We start from the raw sequence: 19,668 nt of genomic DNA on the forward strand, positions 1-19,668 counted from the left end.
CATGTTACGTTGCATTTTCTTCGTGACCATCAGCAATGTTTTTGAACATGCACGATAATTTAGTAAGAGTAAAGGACTACACCTTTACAATAATTAGCTTACTCGTTGTCATATCTTCCACAGCGTAAGGTACGCCTTCTTTGCCAGTACCGCTAAGCTTTACGCCACCATAAGGCATGTGATCTACACGATATGTTGGAATATCATTAATTAGCACTCCGCCTACTTGTAAATTAGCAGCCGCTTTCCAAGCTGTTTCAAGAGTTTTGCAATAGACGCCTGCTTGCAAGCCATATGCTGAATTGTTGACCATTGCAATGGCTTCATCCATCGAAGCAACCTTATTTACAATAACTATTGGAGCAAATACTTCTTGGCAGCTAATTGCTGAATGTTGTGGCACGTTTAGCATAATTGTTGGCTCAAGAATTACATCATCTTTAATTTTACCTCCCAAGGCTAGAGAAGCACCATCTCCGATCGCTTCTTGAATCCATTGTAAAGAGCGAGAGATTGATGCCTTAGATATAAGTGCTGAAACATCAGTCTCATTAGATAATGGGTCTCCAAGTTGTAATTGTGACGCAGCTTCAACAAGTTTTTCTACAAAACTCTCGTACTGATTTCCAATTACATATATCCGTTGCAATGAAATGCATACTTGTCCATTATTGCTAAATGCCCCCGTGACGCAACGCTGAATAACTTGTTCAGTCATCATCTCATCGTCAATAATAACTGCTGAATTAGATCCAAGTTCAAGCGTACGCTTCTTAATTCCTGCAAGCTGAGATATTCTCTTTCCTACCGTTGGGCTACCTGTAAATGTGATCATATTGACTCGTGGATCTGCTACAAGATACTCTCCGAGCAGCGCACCGTCACCTGTCACGATATTCAATACGCCATCCGGTAGACCTGCCTCCTTGAATAACTCTCCAATAAAGAATGCAGACAATGGTGTTTGAGGTGCTGGTTTTAATACAACTGTATTACCAGCTGCGATTGCTGGACCAATCTTATGGGCTACTAAGTTCATCGGGAAATTAAATGGTGTAATTGCTCCAACTACCCCGATCGGCTCACGAATCGTAAACGCTAATCTACCTTCACCACCTGGCATAGCTCCCATTGGAACCATCTCACCATTCAGCCGTTTTGCTTCTTCCGCAGCATATAGATATGTTTGAATGGTACGCTCTACTTCTATATAAGATTGCTTTAACGGTTTCGCTACTTCTAGACTAATACATTTTGCCGCTTCGTCCTTATGCTCCTCAAGCAATTGAGCTACTTTGCTTAAAATAAGTGCTCGTTCATGTGCAGCAAGTTTTCGTTGCAGTGTACTTGCTGCTTGTGCTGAAGCAATCGCATCATCTAATTGTCCTACTGTTGCTTGTGCAATCGTTGCAATTATTTCACCTGAATAAGGAGAACGCAAAGGCTCATAATGTTCGGCTGAAACTTCTTGTCCACCAATAAATAAATGCTTCTTCATCTCATAATCTCCTTCTTGTTGATATTCCTATGTTTAAGTACCGCTAGGCTACTATTCTCTACTACTTACTACCCATAGATGTTACTTTAAATATTTCTAACACTAGCTTCTTAGTATAACTACGTGACTAATGAAATTCAAATTTGATCACAGAACTTGTGGCAGTCGCTGGATTTGAATCTTTAGCTTAGATGAAAAACAGAGCCTTTCCAAAAGCAGCACGAAAACTACTTTTGGAAAGGCTCCTTAAACTATTTACTCTTGATTATTTTGTTGGTTCTCTCTTTGAGTGTTATACATTAAGCGAGAAATAAGAATACCCACTCCACCTAAAAGGATGAAAATAACTGCTTTTATACCAAGATGTACATGCGGTATATCGATGAAGATGACTTTCATCAACACAGCAAATAATAATAAAATCCCTGTAATTCTAGGTTTAGTCCATTTTTTCAGCAGCCCAAGGACTATGGCACCTATAGCATAGATCGTCCAGAAGGCAGACATAAAGTAATGCTGCGTTTCAACTTCGAGTTCTCTACTAACTAGAAGCGATAACATCGATATAAATAAAAATCCAACAAAAGCTGAAAGCCAACGTATAACCGGCAACGTAACATCATCATCACTATTACTATGATTAACAATATTAGATTCATATTGATTATAAATGAACCACAATGAAACAAATATAATTATCCAATTTAACATTTCACCTGAGATTATATATGGTACTTTATGCAGCATAACTACAATAGAAACTGTTACAAAAACTAGACAGGAAAGGATTCCATATGCAATATATTTCATTCTTATCGCAATAATTAACGAAATGGCTACGATCAATTGTACCATTGTTGATTTATAGTCATTGGCTGCGAGATCAACAAATAGTATTAATGCAATGAAGCTAGAAATTATTAAACTTAGCTCATGGCGGAATCGATAATTTTTTTTATTTTCTGCTACTGCTACAATAATCTTATTATTGAAGAAGAAAGATCCTCCTACATAACAAAGAAGCATAAGAGCTAATCCTATCCAAAATGAATACTTATAATTGTCCGCTAATAAGGAATAAGTCCAAAGTAACGCGCTAGGTACTGCGACAGCTTGCATAGCAATGTAGTTTATCGTATGTCGTTTATCTAATAGGAAATGAACAAACAAACAAATGAGCTGAATAATGATTGCGATAACATATAAACTCTCTGGAATAGCAAAGAATTTTTCGTATGCAATAAGTAATGAGAAATGAAGTAGAACAAATGCAAACCAGTAAGCTACTTGATACATAAGTTTATAGCTTAGATTTAACATTAATATTGAAAATGCTAATTGTGAAATAATGAACAGTGAGCCATTAATCTCTGTTAGATCTACCAATAGAGCACAGAGAAAACCTGAGATGATTGCGATTGTAATTAATGTTTGAGATTTCCAACGTATAGACGAATATATAATTTGTGCAAATGCTATGATATAGCAAACAATTGCTAAAGGTATAGGAAGTATTTCATAGGCGAGATGTGCTACTGATATCGTAATAATTAGTAAACCATGAGAACCACCTAATAGTACTTTTCCAAGTGCAGCTCGTTTATGACGATATTGACTTAAACCTAATACATATAATACAACTGCAACAAATACCCCTAGCCAACAACGAACTGGTTCAGATAAATATCCTTCTTTCACAACTGCAACAAAGCCCCAAAGCATACCAACTAACATAACAATAATAAATACCGTAGGTAGCCAAACACGTGCTAGTACATTCTCGAAATTACGAGTAGATTTTTCTTTTTCTTCATTAGTATAAGGTTGGTAGTAGACATGTTGCTGCTGCTGTGGATTCGCTCCTTGTGGCGGGACTTGATTCCACTGCGCTGGATTCGCTCCTTGCTGCGGGACTTGATTCCACTGTTGTGGATTCACTCCTTGCGGCGGGACTTGATTCCACTGCGCTGGATTCGCTCCTTGCGGCGGAACTTGATTCCACTGTTGTGGATTCACTCCTTGCGGCGGGACTTGATTCCACTGCGCTGGATTCGCTCCTTGCGGCGGGACTTGATTCCACTGCGCTGGATTCGCTCCTTGCGGCGGGACTTGTCTATGCTGCTGTGGATTCACTCCTTGCGACGGGACTTGATTCCACTGCTGTGGATTCGCTCCTTGCGGCGGGACTTGGTTCCACTGCTGTGGATTCGCTCCTTGTGGCGGGACTTGACTCTGCTGCTGTTGATTCGCTCCTTGCGGCGGGACTTGTCTATGCTGCTGTGGATTTGCTCCTTGCGACGGGACTTGATTCCACTGCTGAGGATTCGCTCCTTGCGGCGGGACTTGGTTCCACTGCGCTGGATTCGCTCCTTGCGGCGGGACTTGGTTCCACTGCTGTGGATTCGCTCCTTGTGGCGGGACTTGGTTCCACTGCGCTGGATTCGCTCCTTGCGACGGAACTTGGTTCCACTGCGCTGGATTCGCTCCTTGCGACGGGACTTGATTCCACTGCGCTGGATTCGCTCCTTGTGGCGGGACTTGACTCTGCGGCTGTGGATTCGCTCCTTGTGGCGGGACTTGACTTTGCTGCTGTGAATTCGCTCCTTGCTGTGAGGCTTGCTGATCTGCTTCTTTTTGCATAGCTTTCAGCTCCTCGGCAAGCTTTGCGATCTGCTTTTCAATTTCATTCATTTTATTTTGCGATTCTATTATGAACTCCTCCTTAACTGTTTTCATATCCTCATAGATCAGAAAACATTAGAAATATATTCCAATCTTGAAATATTATATCACACCATTTTTATTCCTAGACTGTTATCTACATTCTTTTTTGTTGTAGCCTCAAATAAATCCAAATACACACCGAGAAGTATAACATCGGAACAAATAGTACAGTAACAATTGATCCTGCGGAATAATTTTCATAGTTAGATAACATATTAATCATTTGAAACGCTGGTGGTAATACCCAAAATGGATATATAGTCCAAGATCCTAATGTTTCTACAATTCCTTCCTTAGCTATTGTAACAGCAAGTATCATTAGTATGCATGAAACAGACAAACTACCGCTTTTAATAAACGAACTGTTAAAAAACAATGGAATAATAATGCCTAGAAGTGATATTTCGAGATGTACTGCTAGTACTAATAACAACATTTTCAAAGTTAGTGGCTCATTGAACATATTCATTGCGAGTGGATAAATTACTGCAAATAAACATAAACATAAACAAAATAAAGATACCATCACAATTTTACCGATTAAATATGTACGAACACTTCCGGCATGTAAAGAAATAATTTGGCCCTGGATTCTGTTAGTAGAACCTATGAAACTATAGCAAATCCAAACAGAAATAATATATAGGAAGACTGCTGACAAAGCGTACGTTTCCATAACAGGATTCGGTTTATTGGAGTAAAGGAGCATTATACATAATAACAAGAGTATGATTGCAGGAAAATAGCGATGAGAGCGAATATAGCTTTTTAGTAAATAGTTTATCAATTGTAAGGTCAAATTGAGTCCCCCTTACGATTGTAGCCTGTAAGCTCTAAAATACTCTTCCGTTGTATTTCCTTAGTTACAGAAATAATAGAATAGTTTTGTTGCAATAATTGTAGCAAGACAGAGTCTCGATATTGTTCTTTAACGATAAGCTCATTGCCATTATTGTAAGTTAGAATAAGTTTTGGATTAAGAAGATTACAAATAGGAACATCGCCATCATTAGCGTAAACAATTTTAAAAAGCGATTCGTTTACTTGTTTAATTGGGTTATCAGAATGAACTTTGCCATCCTTTATTACAATGACGCGATCAGCAAGTTCATCTAATAGTGAATTTTCATGACACGACATTATAATAGTAATTCCTTGATCTTTAAATATTTGGAGCATCGTTATCAATTCTATTCGAGAACTTGCATCTAAACCTGAGAGTGGTTCATCAAGAATAAGCACTCTAGGATCTCCGAGTACAGCTTGTAACAAATTAACCTTTTGCAACATACCTTTTGAAAAGTGTGTCATATCGTAGCTTTCGTGTAAATTAAATCTATAGAGTAAATCATTGATTTTTTGTTTTAATTCGTATTTGGGTAACTTTTGAATACGCCCCATTGCGTATAGGTACTCTTCAGCGGTAAATTTCAACTTTGGGAACTGTTCAGGTGCATAGCCAATTTTAGAATCTTTATCATATATTATCTCACCTGAAGAGCAAGGGATAAGGCTAGCGATCAATTTCAAAATCGTAGATTTACCCGAGCCATTCTGACCTAAAATTGCAATACATTGATTCTTGAATAATTTAATAGTAATCTCATCTAGTACCATATGTTCTTTTGAAAAAGATTTACTTACTTTTCTAAGTTCAATTATGGACTCCATCATTCACCTCAAATTGTTAAATCTGTACTATATATAATTATCTATACAAAATAATTAATAGTCATCTTTTCAACCCCATAAAGATACCACACTTTATAAATATTTCATATTAATGGACATATAATTAAACAACACTAACTACCTGTCACATTACCTAAATCAGGTTATCAATTAAAAAAGCTTCATTACATAAAAGATATCATCTTTTTATGCAATGAAGCGTGATCATACTACTAAATTATTTTAGTTTACTCTTTAAATAGAGGTTGGAAATATTTAAGTCCTGTAGAAATAATACTAACATATGGCTCTCCATCATCATCAAGCGATGTTATAAGAGCAATCTCAGTATCTTCTAATTTCCATACAGATACCAAATCAAGATCGCCTGCAACTAGACTTTCTCCATATTTTTCGAAATCAACTTCCTCAACTATATTTTCCGCCCAGTATTCAACATCTAATATCGGTTCACCGAATGCTGCTTCTAACTCATAATATAAATCATACGTAGCATAAATATAATCCATATTATCTTCAAAATAATTGTTTAAATAATAAGTTGCTCTACCTAATTTGTTATTGGCAAACGTATATTCTACAACAGCATCATAACCCGCTAAGTAAATACCACCGAAAAATAAATAATCAGTATCAGAACTGAATAATTTACCATACTCAACAGCTTTAACTTGTTTCATTGTCATACCCCAAGCTGCATCACTTAAAGTAGTTGTTTCAAATACTAACGGTATATAAAATGATTCAATTGTAATTGTACGAGTATCCTTATTCCATTCAACATCAGCACCTGTAGCTTCGCTAACAAAGCGAAGTGGTATCAAAGTATTTCCGTTTACAACTTTCGGAGCAACTAATAGAGTAACTTTTTCACCATTTACTATAGCAGTTTTATTACCAATCGTTAATTTAAGAGTAATATCATCATTGTAGCCAGTTACTGTTTTAGTCTTTTGATCCCATGAGTACTGTAACCCTAACGCTTTGAATACCGTCGTAAATTGGACTAACGTAGTCCCTTCTGTTTGAATAGGGTCAATATCAAATACAAGCTGCTCACCATCAACATATACTTTAATTATAGATAAATTATTAGCTGCGGATACTCCAGTTGGTACAAGTAAAATGATCGTAAGCAGTAACATAATTAACTTTTTCATTCCAGCTTCCTCCATATGTATAGTAGTGTGGAAAATATACCCTTTTTCCTTTAAGAAGTATAACCACGATTGGTGGATTTGACAAGTGAAATAAACTATATATAAGATTTTCTTCCATATAAAACCACAAAATTATAATACTTATATATACAATCCACATCTGAGAATCCTAAGTTTTTCAAACCCTTCAATTGTTCTTCTAAATTAGACATCTTATCAAGTTTTGTTCTTTTATATGCTGATTCTATTTCCTCATCACATAAATCGCTCGATTCTACTTTGTTTTTCCAATCTGATTTATAGAGTGAGTCAAGATAAGCTGTCTCTCCAAGAACTTGATCAGCGTTAATAAATATGCCGGTATCTTTCAAGTTATTATAGGTATTTTCATATAATTCTAACTTCTGTGGATCCGTTAAGTGATGAATCGAAAGTGCTGAGACAATAATGTCATACTGTTCTTTCGCAATATAGTTGGTATAATCAGCTATGAGATAGCTAACATTGGGATACGATTGAAGTCTTGTTTTAGCTACATCGAGCATTTTCTCAGAAAGATCAATTAAAGTAACGGATGCATTAGGGTATTTTTTCAAAAGAAATGAAGACATTAATCCTGTTCCCGCACCCAAATCCAAAATAGAAGGCGATTTTTTATTACTACTTGCAAGTGCAGTCGCTGTACCATAAAAATCATCAAAGCATGGAATTAACTTTTTGCGTTGCACATCGTATTTCTGTGCAACCTCATTAAATGCACTACTAATCTCTTGATGATTATCCATTCATTCTACCTCCGATGTAATCAAGTTTTCACTATCATATAAGAAGGAGACTTATAACAGAAATATATAGTATCTATAGTGTTAATAGGTTTTGTCTATGAACTTACATGAAATGATGTGGTTTCTCTATTACGAGTAACCTGATAATTTGAGTAACTGCTAAAATTTTCTTGATCTCACTTATTATGTAATGTGGTCAAACTATGAGGTAAAGTTCAGAGATGTTGTCTACGACAACTTTGAACTCTTATTTTAATAAACAAAAAAGCCCTTGCTATGCAAGGACTTTGAACGTTTAAGTTATTGGTGCGGTAAAGAGGACTCGAACCTCCACGGGTATACACCCACTACCCCCTCAAGATAGCGCGTCTGCCGTTCCGCCACTACCGCACATTGAAGAAAGCTATCGTACTAAAATATAATACAGGATAATTTACAAGTTGTAAAGATATCCCTAAATATTTTTCAAAAGTTTTTTCTTACATCAATTCCTAAGAAAAATAATTATATCCCAATAAAACAACAAAGCCTAGTATACGAACATACTAGGCTTCACTATATGATGGCTTTCGCCAATATGTACAATATAATACCATTCATCCAGCTGACTTAACATAAGAAGAAAACTGGTGAGCCATGAAGGACTCGAACCTTCGACACCCTGATTAAAAGTCAGGTGCTCTACCAACTGAGCTAATGGCTCGCATGATAATCATTACTCATGTGAGTTGCTCTCATAAGAATGGTTGTGGTGACCCGTAGGGGACTCGAACCCCTGTTACCTCCGTGAAAGGGAGGTGTCTTAACCACTTGACCAACGGGCCATCTTAGTTTGTCTTGAAAAGCGACAAGATGTATCTTATCACGTTCTAATTCACAATGCAACACTTTTTTTCGCGATTTTTTCGAGTATTTTATCAAATAAAAAAGACCGCTTGACGGTCCTCTTAAAAGAAAGCCTACAAGAAAAAATATGGCGGAGAAGGTGGGATTCGAACCCACGCACCACTTACGCAGTCTAACCCCTTAGCAGAGGGTCCCCTTGAGCCACTTGGGTACTTCTCCATAATGGCTCCCCGAACAGGACTCGAACCTGTGACAACTCGATTAACAGTCGAGTGCTCTACCAACTGAGCTATCAGGGAACAATAATAGTTAAAGCGAACAATTAATAATTTACCATGTAGGCTATATCTTGTCAAGCACCTTTATTATTAATTTTCCACCGCATTTTCCACAACGGTATTTGTTCACATCCATTCGACGCTTCCGATAATATTTCAGCTCGCATTGCGTGCATAATAACATATATTTATAGGCTGCACCTGTTCGTGCACTACGTTCAGGCAAAGTATTACAAAAACGTGATCCACCAACTTGTGCTAGCAATTGTTTGAAGTCCATATCACGATGTTTATATCCCCGTTTCAAAATATGGAGATGATAATGACATAGTTCATGTTTTATTATTTTCTCAGTTTCCTCTTGTCCGAATGCCTCTAACTGATGAGGACTAATCTCAATATTATGGCTATTTGTGAAGTAGCGCCCTCCCGTAGCCTTTAACCGACTATTAAATGACGCTAAATGAAGAAACGGTCTTCCAAAATATTGTAATGAAACACGCTCCACCCATTGTTGCAATTGCTTGTCGTCCATCATTTTTCACCTCTTAAAACTTTTTGTTCACTTCTTGAGACACTACTTTGCAAACAAAAAGTAGCTTCGGAAGCATAGTATAATATTTTGCAGCTTACTTCTACACTTCTGCACGAACAAAAAGCCACATCAAAAGCATCATCTAACTACTTGAATTGTAAGCTAACAATAGGCTACACTGTCAAGTAGGACATGCTTTTATTTGAGGGGAGAGTACCAATTTATTATGGCTACTATGCGCTACGTATTAATGCAACAACAAACTAAGCTAACATTCATAGAAATGCCCGCAACTCACGCTTATCAATTAAGCGCATTGAATTTGCGACTTCGTAAAGAAATCGACAAGCTGACTGCAGAAGAAGTTCCAAACTTACCTTATGCAGTTGCTGAATGTGATGCAGTAGAATTACATACTGATTTCGTACACATTCAATCCGGTCTTGATTATATTAATGATCTTGAAGCAGACTTTGCAGCTGTCAAAGAAAAATCATACCCACTAATTTCTTTACTTACTGAGATCCGTGCACTTCAAGCTCAACTTGAACAATGGTATGAAGAATTAGAAGATCAAGAATAATTTCAACTTTTAATACAGGTCATATTTGTTAGGTAGACAGACACCTATAATCTCCAATTGCCATATGGTAATGAATCATCATCGCCTAGGCTGGAGGGAGGAACTGATCATGCCTCATTGGCTTCGTAATCAATTGATGAAAGCCTTCTTAACACGTGATAGTCGGCAAATTCGTCTACTTAATGATTGTTGGTATTTCTATCGTACCCATAACTTTCATGTAAATTCTGAAGTTGATTCTAACTAGATCACTGATTCCAAAAATAAACAAAATTAAAGCCCAAAGCCATAGTAGCTTTGGGCTTACTTCGTAACACAGGCTTCCGATGAATGGCATCTTCGCCGTCGAATACGCTACTTCTACATACTCATCGTGATTACAAGCGACCGAGTTTAATAACCACTTCCAATTAAAGTTCAAATCGATCACTTGTCAGCACCAAGAAGATGACATGAAGCTAGGAAACGAGTAGCACAGTGTACGTTATTGGTACACGAGCACACACAGGCTTCCGATGAATGGCATCTTCGCCGTCGAATACGCTACTTCTACATACTCATCGTGATCACAAGCGATCGAATTGAACTACCACTTCTAATAAAAGTTCAAATCGATCACTTGTCAGCACCAAGAAGATGACATGAAGCTAGGAAACGAGTAGCACAGTGTACGTTATTGGTACACGAGCACACACAGGCTTCCTATGAATGGCATATTCGCCGTCGAATACGCTACTTCTGCATACTCATCATGATCACAAGCGACCGAGTTGAACTACATTATCTAGTGAGGTTTTTTCATTGTTAGCCCCACACGATTTCGCTTCATATCAACTTCTAGTACCCATACCGTCACTGTATCTCCTACCGAAACTACATCCATCGGATGTTTTACAAAGCGATCACTTAGCTGAGAAATATGGACAAGCCCATCATTTTTCAATCCAATATCGACAAATGCGCCGAAGTCTATAACGTTACGCACAGTACCATGCAATTCCATATCTTTCGTCAAATCTTCGATATTCAAAACATCCGTATGGAATATTGGAGCTGGTAACTCCTCACGCGGATCACGGCCCGGTCGCAACAAGCTATCAACGATATCCTTCATAGTCGGCACACCGACTTCTAACTTAGCCGCTATCTCTTCCACATTCAACGCTTTTAGTTCGGATGCCAATTGCTCACTACCAACTGTTTGTTCCTTCATTCCAATTTCTTTCAATAGTGCCTTCACGACATGATAAGACTCTGGGTGAATCGGGGTATTATCTAGCAGTTGCTCACCTTCAGCTATACGCAAGAAACCTACACATTGTTCAAATGATTTCGCACCCAAACGAGGAACTTTTTGCAGCTGAGCACGTTTAACAAAGCGGCCATTCTCATCACGATATTTCACAATATTTTTAGCAATTGTGCCATTAATACCTGCTACATAAGATAATAGTGATGCGGAGGCTGTATTCACATCTACACCAACATGGTTAACTGCTGATTCTACAACTCCAGTAAGTGTCTCATCAAGCTTCTTCTGACTAACATCATGCTGGTACTGTCCGACGCCAATTGCTTTTGGTTCGATTTTCACTAACTCAGCTAATGGATCTTGAAGACGTCTTGCAATCGACACTGCACTACGCTCGGCAACATCAAGCTCAGGGAATTCTTCTGCAGCTAATTTGGATGCTGAATACACACTTGCTCCTGCTTCATTCACAATAATATATTTCAACTGTGTTGCTTTTGAATGATTTTTAATCAATGTTGCGATAAATTGCTCCGTCTCACGTGAAGCTGTACCATTTCCAATTACAATAAGCTCAATATCGTACGTATCGATTAATTTGCTTATTTGCTTTTCGGCTTCAGCTGTTTTATGATGCGGCGCTGTTGGGTAGCAGACGCCAACTTCAAGCATTTTCCCAATATCATCAATAACAGCAAGTTTACAACCGGTACGGAAAGCAGGATCGACTCCTAGTACACGTTTGCCACGAACAGGAGGCTGTAATAATAGATTACGAAGGTTCTCTGAGAATATATCTATCGCATGAACCTCTGCTTTTTCAGTCAGCTCCGTCCTTACTTCTCGCTCAATAGATGGAGCTAGAAGACGCTTGTATGCATCGACAATTACTTCTTGAAGCACTTGAATAATACCGGAACTTGAAGAAGCATCCCGCTTCACAGTCTGTCTGTGCATATATTGTTCAATTCGCTCGCTATCTAATTCGAAACTAACCTTCAAAATTTCTTCTCGTTCCCCACGATTAATCGCAAGAATCCGATGCGGAGGTAGCTTACTAATTGGCTCTTGATAATTGTAGTACATTTCATATACTGATTCCGCTTCAGCGTCTTTCGCTATCGTTTTCAATATACCATTGTTAAATGTGAACGTACGTACCCATGTACGAATCTTTGCATCATCTGCGAATTGCTCAGCAATAATGTCTTTTGCACCTGCCAATGCATCTTCTGCGCTCTCTACGCCCTTCTCAGCGTCGATATAACGAGCAGCTTCAACCAACGGAGCAGTATGACTACTCTGAGCTAACAACCACTCTGCAAACGGTTCAAGCCCTTTCTCTTTGGCCACACTTGCTCTCGTCTTACGTTTCTGGCGGTAAGGGCGATATAGATCTTCTACTTCTTGCAATTTCACACTCTTATTAATTGCAACTGCAAGTTCTTCAGTTAGCTTGCCCTGCTCTTCGATCAGTCTAAGAACTTCTTGTTTGCGAGACTCAAGATTACGCATATATTGTAATTTTTCTTCAATGTCACGTAACTGATTCTCATCTAGCTCACCTGTCATCTCTTTACGATAACGTGCGATAAATGGAATTGTATTTCCTTCGTCTAACAAGCTCACGGCTGATTTAACTTTGCTTTGAGGGATATTTAATTGCTTAGCGATCTCGCTTATCATGTGGTGGGTGTTAGTTTCCATGTAGGTACCTCTTCCTTTATCTCATTGTAGATGATGTTCAAAATATTGGATTGTGATCGCGATGCTACTTATAGGTGACTATTCGGCTTCGAATTTGTCATTCATCCATCGCTACAGTGCTCATGTACCAATTTCGTACATTCCGCGCTTCGCTTCTCTAGCTTCATGTCAACTTCTTAACACTTACAATCCAAAATGTTGAACTTATATCTTTTTATTCAAAATATTGGATTGTGATTGCGACGCTACTCCTAGGTGACTATTCGGCTTCGAATTTATCATTCATCGATCGCTACAGTGCTCATGTACCAATTCCGAACATTCCGCGCTTCGCTTCTCTACGTTCTCTTTATGCGAACAGAAGCATCCCTAGCTTGCTGTTAGGAATGCTTCTCATGTTTGTTATTTTACGTATGGATTGTTAGCTTTTTCGTAACCGATTGTTGTTTTTGGACCATGTCCTGAGTATACAATCGTTGCATCGTCAAGCTTGTACAATTTATTTTGAATAGAGTTATATAGATCAACTTCTTTACCACCCGGAAGATCAGTACGACCAACAGATGAGCGGAACAGAACATCTCCTGAGAAGATGTGATCACCACATAGGAAGCTGACACTACCCGGTGAATGGCCTGGTGTATGAAGTACTTTGAATGAATGCCCGATTAGTTCCAACACTTGACCTTCGTCTAGTGCAAATTCTGCTGGATCAGTAGATAGCGGCTCCGTTACATCTTGCCAGCGCATAGACCCATTTTTACGAGGGTCAGTTAACCAATCTGCTTCGAGATCATGAATATATACTGGACAGTTAGCAAATTTACGTACCTCATCAACACCGCCCATATGATCAAAATGAGCATGGGTTAATAAGATAGCTTCAATATGAACACCTTGAATTTTCTCGATTAATCGCTTCGGATTCATACCAGGATCAATAATAATTCCTCGCTTCTCACCAGTAGATTCATCTTGAACCGTGAGCAAATAGCAATTGGTTTGAAGTGGACCTAATGAAAAGCTATTAATTTGGAATGTAGGTGTAGTCATATTAAACGCTCTCCAATACTTCACGTAATTCAGTGACGATATGAGTTTGATAACCAGTACCTTCGCCATATTGTGCCATAATACCCGCACGCACAACTGCCATACGTTCTGCATAATCAGCAGCTTCACGGTCAGGGTTAGTTGCTTTGAATTGGGCCATAACTTCTTGCACATGTTTCGGACGAGGACCCCATTGTCCTAGTACAACTCCACCAGTGTCAGCAATAATTACGATCGGAATAGAGCGACCACCGTATGTAAGAAATTGATCAATCGTATCAAGATGGTCTTCCATAATTAGCACATCAATTGGAATTCCGCTATTTTCAAGCACATTAAATACTACTGGAATATTACGAACAGCATCGCCACACCAATCTGCCATTACGATTAAGCAACGAAGATCATCTCTGTTATTCAACGATTCATAGAAAGCTTTATCTTCTTCAGAAGGCCATTGGAATTTTTCTTTCCATGAAATAAATTGTTCTTTATTTTTCGTCATTCCTGCAATAAACTGTTCAGGGCTAATTCCATTACCTATTTTACTCGCTACATTTTTGCTCATTATATATACCTCTTTCCGAATGTATCATTCATTGTAATCAATTCACTTAATTATAACTAATTTTTGCGGAATCTGCGAATGTAGAAAATAATAAATGCAATACCGCATATTGCAATTAATCCATACGCAATGTTGGAGTATACATCCATAAATGCAACAATATCCTCCCAACGATCGCCGAGCATCGCTCCAAGTGTGACTAGAATTGTGTTCCAAATTAAAGTTCCAAGTGTCGTAAATAGAAGAAACGGTACAAGCTTCATACCCGACATTCCAGCAGGAATAGAAATCAAGCTGCGAATTAATGGAACCATACGACATAAGAACACAGCCCAATTACCATGTTTATCAAACCATGCATCAGCACGCCTAATATCTTCTTTCTTTACCCGTAAAAATTTTCCCCATCGATCAATAATCTTTTCTAATCTCTCAACATCAAGTATACGTCCGATATAATATAAGATAATTGCTCCAATAAGTGAACCTAACGTTGCGATTACGATTACACCAATTGGCGTCAGTTCTGTTTTTGTTGTCATAAATCCACCAAAAGTCAATATTATTTCAGACGGTATCGGTGGGAACACGTTTTCAAGTGCGATCAAAAATAAAATCCCTAAGTAACCAAACTGCTCCATAAATTCTGTTATCCAATTTTCCATTTTCATCCCCCATCAGTTCTATTACTAAACGATATTCTACCACACCAGCGGACATGCTTCCAATTTCATTGAGTGACCAGCCTAATTATACTTGCATATTATGAGTTAAGTATTATAGAAGGAGCTGAACTCATAATGAAACATCAAGTTACTAATCATAGCCCTCAATTACCTACTGCGAGGAAAATTCGTAGATCATGCCAAGCAGAGTTATATCGAACGATTAAACGACTTAAAGTATACATTTCCCCTGAAAAAGTAGAGGAAGCAGAAATAATCTATTACAAAAAAGTCGTAAATCATGCGGTTTGGCTTCACGAAAACCGAAGTAATCGCAAGAAACAAGTGGAGTGGTGGGAAGAGAACGTATGCGATGAGCTAGTTGCTGTGCTAGAAGTTGATCGCATAGCATTCGCAAATGCATTTCGCGAAGCTTACGGTGGCTAATCCAATATACGAAACTTAGATAAAGAACATCCCATTAGTTCTCCCGATCCATAGGCGTATATAATTAAATAATTTTTCTCATACAAAATAAGCGCAGCCACCATAACGGTACTACGCTTATTTTTATTGCCATCACTTTCTGAGATAAGGTAACTGTTTTCTTTAATTTATCAACGAACCAGCACGCTCCACAGTTTAAAGTAAGTTTTTCTTTATCCTATTGATATTCTAAACTACCTTGCAGTTTAAACTAACTTTATAACCCTCCCACGACTCATCGCAGCGGACAATAAGCACCTTACTCTAAATCCTGCTCTACAATAATCCCCATCGAATCCGTAGTTGTCTCATCTACTAATCCATTATGCTCAGTTACATACCCTGCACCAAGCCCCTCGTTGACCATTCTGTCAACATCCATATCATAATGCTCCCGTCCTCCATGCTCATGTGTTATTATCTCCTCTTCCTGCTTTCTACGTTCTCCATCGTTTCGAAATGAGTTATTCATTCATCCATCCTCCTCTAAGTTATTCCAATTAATCTTGGAATCAAATCAAATTTCTATCGCTAATTTCTCCAATTTCTAGCTAGTTCATGCAGCCGATAAACAGAATCTTTCAGACAACTTTGTAGCTTAATGGCATGTTTTATAGTTTCTCAGAATAAATAGTGATAGAACGTTCTAATTTTTAAGAAAGTTTGAAGACGGAAGGAGTATTTGTGTGAGGCATAAGCAGAACTCAAATTGGTCGTTTCTATTGATGCGCGGGCCTGATCAGTCTGTGAAACAATTTAACGTGACAAAGCGATCTCTTATTGCTACACCAGTCGCTCTCATAGCTGTAGTGACCAGTTGCGTAGTCGGTCTACAACTGCAAGCCGCTTCCGAACTTAAACGGATCGAGCAACAGCAATCTTTACTACAGCGGCAATACGATACAATGCTTTCCGAGCATAGCTTGGAAATAAATAATAAAGACAGCTATATCAACACATTACAATCCGAACTTGTTAGCCTACAACAAAATCAAGTAGAAATAGATGCAAAGCTTGATGAATTACAATTGCTTGAGGCACAACTTCAACAATTTATCCAAACGTATGGAGAAGAAGTTCCTATTAGTTTAGATAGAAGCATTATCGAAGATGATGGTAACTTACAGGGGCAACAGCAATCTTCCTACAGCATAGCTACGATGGCATATCAAGCCAATGCTCCACTACAAGAAATGAGTGACTATATCGAGTCGATGGGTATCTCTATGCAACAAACGCTACGTCAAGCGAGCAAGGTCCGCGAAGAGGTAGATGCATATCCTAATCTTTGGCCAACTTCAGCTACGCAACTTACTTCAGGTTTTGGTTATCGAAGTGACCCATTTTCAGGTCAATCACGTTTTCATGCAGGTATTGATATTGCAGGAAAGAAAGGCGATACCATTTTTAGCGCTGCAGATGGTGAGGTCATTGAGACTGGATATGACAATCAATATGGCCGCTACATTGTCATTTCACACTTACATGATTTGCAAACTATATATATGCATCTAGAAACAATCGTTGCTAGCGAAGGTGATATCGTCGTTAGGGGTGAAAAGATTGGATTAATGGGAAATACAGGGAAAAGCACGGGTACGCATTTACATTTTCAAATTGTTCAAAAAAATGTTCCAGTCTCACCCCTACCCTTTCTGAACAATCAAAAGCATATTGAGGAGGAAAGCAATGTTTAAAGAAACGAAACGTCTTACGGCAACCGATACGTTAATTGGGCAAGGAACGATTTTTGAAGGAAATATTCAGACAGAGGCTAATCTTCGGATTGAAGGTGAATTTCACGGGGAAATTACGTCACAAAGTGAAATCATTATCGGAGAATACGGAGTCGCTAAGGCAGAGATTAAATGCTTGAATCTAACGATTGCAGGTCAATTACATGGCGATGTGACGGTTACTGGCAGACTCATTATTACTCCATCAGGACAGCTAATTGGCAATGCAATTGTACAATCTATTATCGTTCAAGAAGGCGCTAACTTTAATGGAGAATGTAAGATGATCAGTGTTGCAAACAAAGTAAATACGGCAGATGTGGAATCAATTAATAAAAACCTTGAAAACAAAGCGGAAAACCGTAAAGCAAAACAAGCAGGTTAATTACAGGACTATAAATGTTGATGTTATCGCATCAAGAAATCTACATACTACTTTACTAATATACAAGGTATTGAGAGCGAATAGATCAGCTCCCAATACCTTGTTTTCATATCTATAAAACCTTTTGCTGACGTCATCCCATCATTTGTCTATTTGTAAGTCTAAATACTTCTCTTGTCACTATCCTTTGAAGTATCGTTTGCTGAGCTTTGAGGGATAAATCAAAAAAACTAATATCATTGCTTATTTCAAGTAAAGCCACCTTTAACGCTTCCGCAGCTAGTTCGTCATCCATAAGGAGATAATGAGCAATGGAATAACCGTGGTCTTCTAGCCCTCTTAATTGTTCAATTTTCTTATTCAAACTGATGGTTGAATACATGCATCATGCCTCGTTTACTAATCTTCTTATCTATCGATTAATCCTAATATTTAATAATCGAAGTTTTTCCATGGCATCCTTCGCTTCTGAATCTGGTCCATCATAAACGACTTCGCCAATGTATAGAACCTCTCCATTATGAATATCTACTGTTGCAGCCATTGGAATGTTATTACGCTCGAGTAGGACGTACAGTCTGTTGTCTTCCATTATTGAATTCCCGATGCTCGTTATACCCAAACTACTAGCTGTAATGACTGGCTCATTCGTTTTATACTCTCCAGTTAAAAGATTATAGCTCGACAGCGAGATCTCCTTATCATTTACATTTGCATAGACGAAGACTTTGTCGGTTAGAATACCCTGACTGTTTTCACTGCTCTCAAATGGAATTTGAGAAATTTCACCGTTTCTATAAGAATAAGTATAATAACTCTCACTTACCCTTTCCGTTGTATAAGAATTACTTCCATCAACATTAATAATCTTTTCCTCGTATTCCCTTAATACAATAAAGTCACTTGGAACGATGTATGCAAGTTCGGTTATTGCTGACACTTGGAATAAATAATTATCTTTATTAGTGTTAATGTCGACATTACTATCATTAATAATAAGTTTGTTCGTACCTTTCAACTGACCATTTTTAAAATCAACAATGTAATCATACACTCGATGTTTTTTCCCTTCATCGAAGTATAAAGTCATTAAAATATGAAGATCTCCCTCAATTAGCTGTACATCTCTCACACCAAATCCGAAAGCGTCTTTCTCATTTAGCGTTAATTCATACTCTGTTATTAGCTTGGAAGATTTATTTATCGAGCTAAGCCTTAGTGTACCTTCACCAATCAAAGGACCGCTACTTTTTTGTATAAAATCTACATAAATTAGCCATTCTTCATCACTGTACATACGCTCCATGCTATCCTTACCTCGCATGAACTGACGATAATCCACTATAAGTTGCTTTACTTCTGTGTTATCTAAAAGCCAAGAACGGTAATCTAACATACCACTACGTAAATTGGATTTTTTAAAATAATATTTACTACCCTCTGCCTTCACAGTTAACCCATCCGAAAACATATAAGGCAAATAGTGGCCCGAAAGTTCTATTACTTTCCCTTCACTCGGATCACCTTGAATGGTAGCTAGCTTATATTTAGGCAAATGATCAATGGAGCTATAAATATAGCCGATCCCTACGCCTCCGACCGCTAACAACGCGAATATTACCGAAAATAAATAACGTTTCAAGCTAATCCCCCTAAACTTCTTGATATCCTTCTAATAGGCTCCCTTGCAAATAATAAGTTACACCGGAAACAAC

19 protein-coding genes and 5 tRNA genes are annotated in these 19,668 nt (G+C 38.1%); 5 read left to right on the plus strand and 19 right to left on the minus strand.

All coding sequences use genetic code 11. The features are described from left to right. Nucleotides 1-76: 76 nt before the first annotated feature. The 12 genes from NV377_RS19415 to NV377_RS19470 form a co-directional block, all read right to left on the minus strand. Entirely contained in the window at nucleotides 77-1,498 is a 1,422-nt protein-coding gene (locus tag NV377_RS19415; RefSeq protein WP_258202460.1) for an aldehyde dehydrogenase family protein, read from the minus strand. Between the two features lie 255 nt (nucleotides 1,499-1,753). After that, entirely contained in the window at nucleotides 1,754-4,234 is a 2,481-nt protein-coding gene (locus NV377_RS19420; RefSeq protein WP_258202461.1) for a hypothetical protein, read from the minus strand. An 82-nt stretch (nucleotides 4,235-4,316) separates the two neighbouring features. After that, nucleotides 4,317-4,664: a hypothetical protein gene (locus NV377_RS19425; RefSeq protein ID WP_258202462.1), complete on the minus strand. Its 348-nt coding sequence runs from the start codon at nucleotides 4,662-4,664 to the stop codon at nucleotides 4,317-4,319. Between the two features lie 353 nt (nucleotides 4,665-5,017). Next, nucleotides 5,018-5,896: an ABC transporter ATP-binding protein gene (locus NV377_RS19430; protein WP_258202463.1), complete on the minus strand. Its 879-nt coding sequence runs from the start codon at nucleotides 5,894-5,896 to the stop codon at nucleotides 5,018-5,020. A 245-nt stretch (nucleotides 5,897-6,141) separates the two neighbouring features. Next, nucleotides 6,142-7,074 (minus strand): copper amine oxidase N-terminal domain-containing protein, encoded by a 933-nt coding sequence (locus NV377_RS19435; RefSeq protein WP_258202464.1) that lies wholly within the window; start codon nucleotides 7,072-7,074, stop codon nucleotides 6,142-6,144. Nucleotides 7,075-7,169: 95 nt separating this feature from the next. After that, nucleotides 7,170-7,859: a class I SAM-dependent methyltransferase gene (locus NV377_RS19440; RefSeq protein WP_258202465.1), complete on the minus strand. Its 690-nt coding sequence runs from the start codon at nucleotides 7,857-7,859 to the stop codon at nucleotides 7,170-7,172. A gap of 304 nt (nucleotides 7,860-8,163) precedes the next feature. Then, a tRNA-Leu gene (locus tag NV377_RS19445) sits at nucleotides 8,164-8,249 on the minus strand. 237 nt (nucleotides 8,250-8,486) lie between these two features. Further along, nucleotides 8,487-8,562: transfer RNA gene (locus NV377_RS19450), tRNA-Lys, on the minus strand. Between the two features lie 46 nt (nucleotides 8,563-8,608). Next, a tRNA-Glu gene (locus NV377_RS19455) sits at nucleotides 8,609-8,683 on the minus strand. Between the two features lie 150 nt (nucleotides 8,684-8,833). Beyond that, nucleotides 8,834-8,924, minus strand: a tRNA-Ser gene (locus NV377_RS19460). A gap of 4 nt (nucleotides 8,925-8,928) precedes the next feature. Then, nucleotides 8,929-9,004 (minus strand) — tRNA-Asn (locus NV377_RS19465). 43 nt (nucleotides 9,005-9,047) lie between these two features. Beyond that, entirely contained in the window at nucleotides 9,048-9,518 is a 471-nt protein-coding gene (locus tag NV377_RS19470; protein WP_258202655.1) for a SprT family protein, read from the minus strand. A gap of 226 nt (nucleotides 9,519-9,744) precedes the next feature. Between NV377_RS19470 and NV377_RS19475 the strand changes: the two genes are divergently transcribed. Beyond that, a complete protein-coding gene (locus tag NV377_RS19475) occupies nucleotides 9,745-10,101 on the plus strand; it encodes a hydrolase/acyltransferase (protein WP_258202466.1) in 357 nt (118 codons plus the stop codon). A 109-nt stretch (nucleotides 10,102-10,210) separates the two neighbouring features. Continuing rightward, the gene (cmpA, locus tag NV377_RS19480) at nucleotides 10,211-10,348 is read left to right on the plus strand and encodes a cortex morphogenetic protein CmpA (RefSeq protein ID WP_258202467.1); all 138 of its coding nucleotides are present in this window, start codon (nucleotides 10,211-10,213) and stop codon (nucleotides 10,346-10,348) included. Nucleotides 10,349-10,885: 537 nt separating this feature from the next. On the opposite strand, the gene NV377_RS19485 is transcribed toward cmpA, so the two are convergent. From NV377_RS19485 to NV377_RS19500, 4 genes are all read right to left on the minus strand, one after another. Then, on the minus strand, nucleotides 10,886-13,060 hold the full coding sequence (locus NV377_RS19485) for a Tex family protein (protein ID WP_258202468.1): 2,175 nt from the start codon (nucleotides 13,058-13,060) through the stop codon (nucleotides 10,886-10,888). A gap of 402 nt (nucleotides 13,061-13,462) precedes the next feature. Continuing rightward, nucleotides 13,463-14,113, minus strand: coding sequence for an MBL fold metallo-hydrolase (locus tag NV377_RS19490; RefSeq protein WP_258202469.1), 651 nt, complete (start codon nucleotides 14,111-14,113; stop codon nucleotides 13,463-13,465). 1 nt (nucleotide 14,114) lies between these two features. Beyond that, a complete protein-coding gene (locus NV377_RS19495) occupies nucleotides 14,115-14,681 on the minus strand; it encodes a thioredoxin family protein (protein WP_258202470.1) in 567 nt (188 codons plus the stop codon). A gap of 56 nt (nucleotides 14,682-14,737) precedes the next feature. Next, the gene (locus tag NV377_RS19500; RefSeq protein ID WP_258202471.1) at nucleotides 14,738-15,346 is read right to left on the minus strand and encodes a DedA family protein; all 609 of its coding nucleotides are present in this window, start codon (nucleotides 15,344-15,346) and stop codon (nucleotides 14,738-14,740) included. Between the two features lie 135 nt (nucleotides 15,347-15,481). On the opposite strand from NV377_RS19500, the gene NV377_RS19505 reads away from it, so the two are divergent. Beyond that, nucleotides 15,482-15,793 carry a dehydrogenase gene (locus tag NV377_RS19505; protein ID WP_258202472.1) on the plus strand — a complete coding sequence of 104 codons (312 nt, stop codon included), beginning with the start codon at nucleotides 15,482-15,484 and terminating at the stop codon, nucleotides 15,791-15,793. A gap of 298 nt (nucleotides 15,794-16,091) precedes the next feature. Here NV377_RS19505 and NV377_RS19510 read toward each other — a convergent pair whose 3' ends face one another. Beyond that, nucleotides 16,092-16,304, minus strand: coding sequence for a hypothetical protein (locus NV377_RS19510; protein ID WP_258202473.1), 213 nt, complete (start codon nucleotides 16,302-16,304; stop codon nucleotides 16,092-16,094). A 214-nt stretch (nucleotides 16,305-16,518) separates the two neighbouring features. Between NV377_RS19510 and NV377_RS19515 the strand changes: the two genes are divergently transcribed. Both NV377_RS19515 and NV377_RS19520 read left to right on the plus strand, forming a co-directional pair. After that, nucleotides 16,519-17,529, plus strand: coding sequence for a M23 family metallopeptidase (locus tag NV377_RS19515; RefSeq protein WP_258202474.1), 1,011 nt, complete (start codon nucleotides 16,519-16,521; stop codon nucleotides 17,527-17,529). Continuing rightward, entirely contained in the window at nucleotides 17,522-17,953 is a 432-nt protein-coding gene (locus NV377_RS19520; protein WP_258202475.1) for a bactofilin family protein, read from the plus strand. Before NV377_RS19515 ends, NV377_RS19520 begins: the two co-directional genes overlap by 8 nt. A 133-nt stretch (nucleotides 17,954-18,086) precedes the next feature. Here the strand turns inward: NV377_RS19520 and NV377_RS19525 are convergent, their stop codons facing one another. Both NV377_RS19525 and NV377_RS19530 read right to left on the minus strand, forming a co-directional pair. Beyond that, entirely contained in the window at nucleotides 18,087-18,335 is a 249-nt protein-coding gene (locus NV377_RS19525; protein ID WP_258202476.1) for a hypothetical protein, read from the minus strand. Between the two features lie 30 nt (nucleotides 18,336-18,365). Beyond that, nucleotides 18,366-19,595 carry a hypothetical protein gene (locus NV377_RS19530; RefSeq protein ID WP_258202477.1) on the minus strand — a complete coding sequence of 410 codons (1,230 nt, stop codon included), beginning with the start codon at nucleotides 19,593-19,595 and terminating at the stop codon, nucleotides 18,366-18,368. Between the last annotated feature and the right edge of the window lie 73 nt (nucleotides 19,596-19,668).

Source organism: Paenibacillus endoradicis (genome assembly GCF_024721975.1).

What these genes read in the sequence shown, in the direction of transcription:
- NV377_RS19435 (WP_258202464.1), bottom strand. Translation starts at nt 7,074, where the DNA reads ATGAAAAAGTTAATTATGTTACTGCTTACGATCATTTTACTTGTACCA.
- NV377_RS19415 (WP_258202460.1), bottom strand. Translation starts at nt 1,498, where the DNA reads ATGAAGAAGCATTTATTTATTGGTGGACAAGAAGTTTCAGCCGAACAT.
- NV377_RS19505 (WP_258202472.1), top strand. Translation starts at nt 15,482, where the DNA reads ATGAAACATCAAGTTACTAATCATAGCCCTCAATTACCTACTGCGAGG.
- NV377_RS19440 (WP_258202465.1), bottom strand. Translation starts at nt 7,859, where the DNA reads ATGGATAATCATCAAGAGATTAGTAGTGCATTTAATGAGGTTGCACAG.
- NV377_RS19475 (WP_258202466.1), top strand. Translation starts at nt 9,745, where the DNA reads ATGGCTACTATGCGCTACGTATTAATGCAACAACAAACTAAGCTAACA.
- NV377_RS19485 (WP_258202468.1), bottom strand. Translation starts at nt 13,060, where the DNA reads ATGGAAACTAACACCCACCACATGATAAGCGAGATCGCTAAGCAATTA.
- cmpA (WP_258202467.1), top strand. Translation starts at nt 10,211, where the DNA reads ATGCCTCATTGGCTTCGTAATCAATTGATGAAAGCCTTCTTAACACGT.
- NV377_RS19500 (WP_258202471.1), bottom strand. Translation starts at nt 15,346, where the DNA reads ATGGAAAATTGGATAACAGAATTTATGGAGCAGTTTGGTTACTTAGGG.
- NV377_RS19520 (WP_258202475.1), top strand. Translation starts at nt 17,522, where the DNA reads ATGTTTAAAGAAACGAAACGTCTTACGGCAACCGATACGTTAATTGGG.
- NV377_RS19495 (WP_258202470.1), bottom strand. Translation starts at nt 14,681, where the DNA reads ATGAGCAAAAATGTAGCGAGTAAAATAGGTAATGGAATTAGCCCTGAA.
- NV377_RS19470 (WP_258202655.1), bottom strand. Translation starts at nt 9,518, where the DNA reads ATGGACGACAAGCAATTGCAACAATGGGTGGAGCGTGTTTCATTACAA.
- NV377_RS19510 (WP_258202473.1), bottom strand. Translation starts at nt 16,304, where the DNA reads ATGAATAACTCATTTCGAAACGATGGAGAACGTAGAAAGCAGGAAGAG.
- NV377_RS19430 (WP_258202463.1), bottom strand. Translation starts at nt 5,896, where the DNA reads ATGATGGAGTCCATAATTGAACTTAGAAAAGTAAGTAAATCTTTTTCA.
- NV377_RS19420 (WP_258202461.1), bottom strand. Translation starts at nt 4,234, where the DNA reads ATGAAAACAGTTAAGGAGGAGTTCATAATAGAATCGCAAAATAAAATG.
- NV377_RS19525 (WP_258202476.1), bottom strand. Translation starts at nt 18,335, where the DNA reads ATGTATTCAACCATCAGTTTGAATAAGAAAATTGAACAATTAAGAGGG.
- NV377_RS19490 (WP_258202469.1), bottom strand. Translation starts at nt 14,113, where the DNA reads ATGACTACACCTACATTCCAAATTAATAGCTTTTCATTAGGTCCACTT.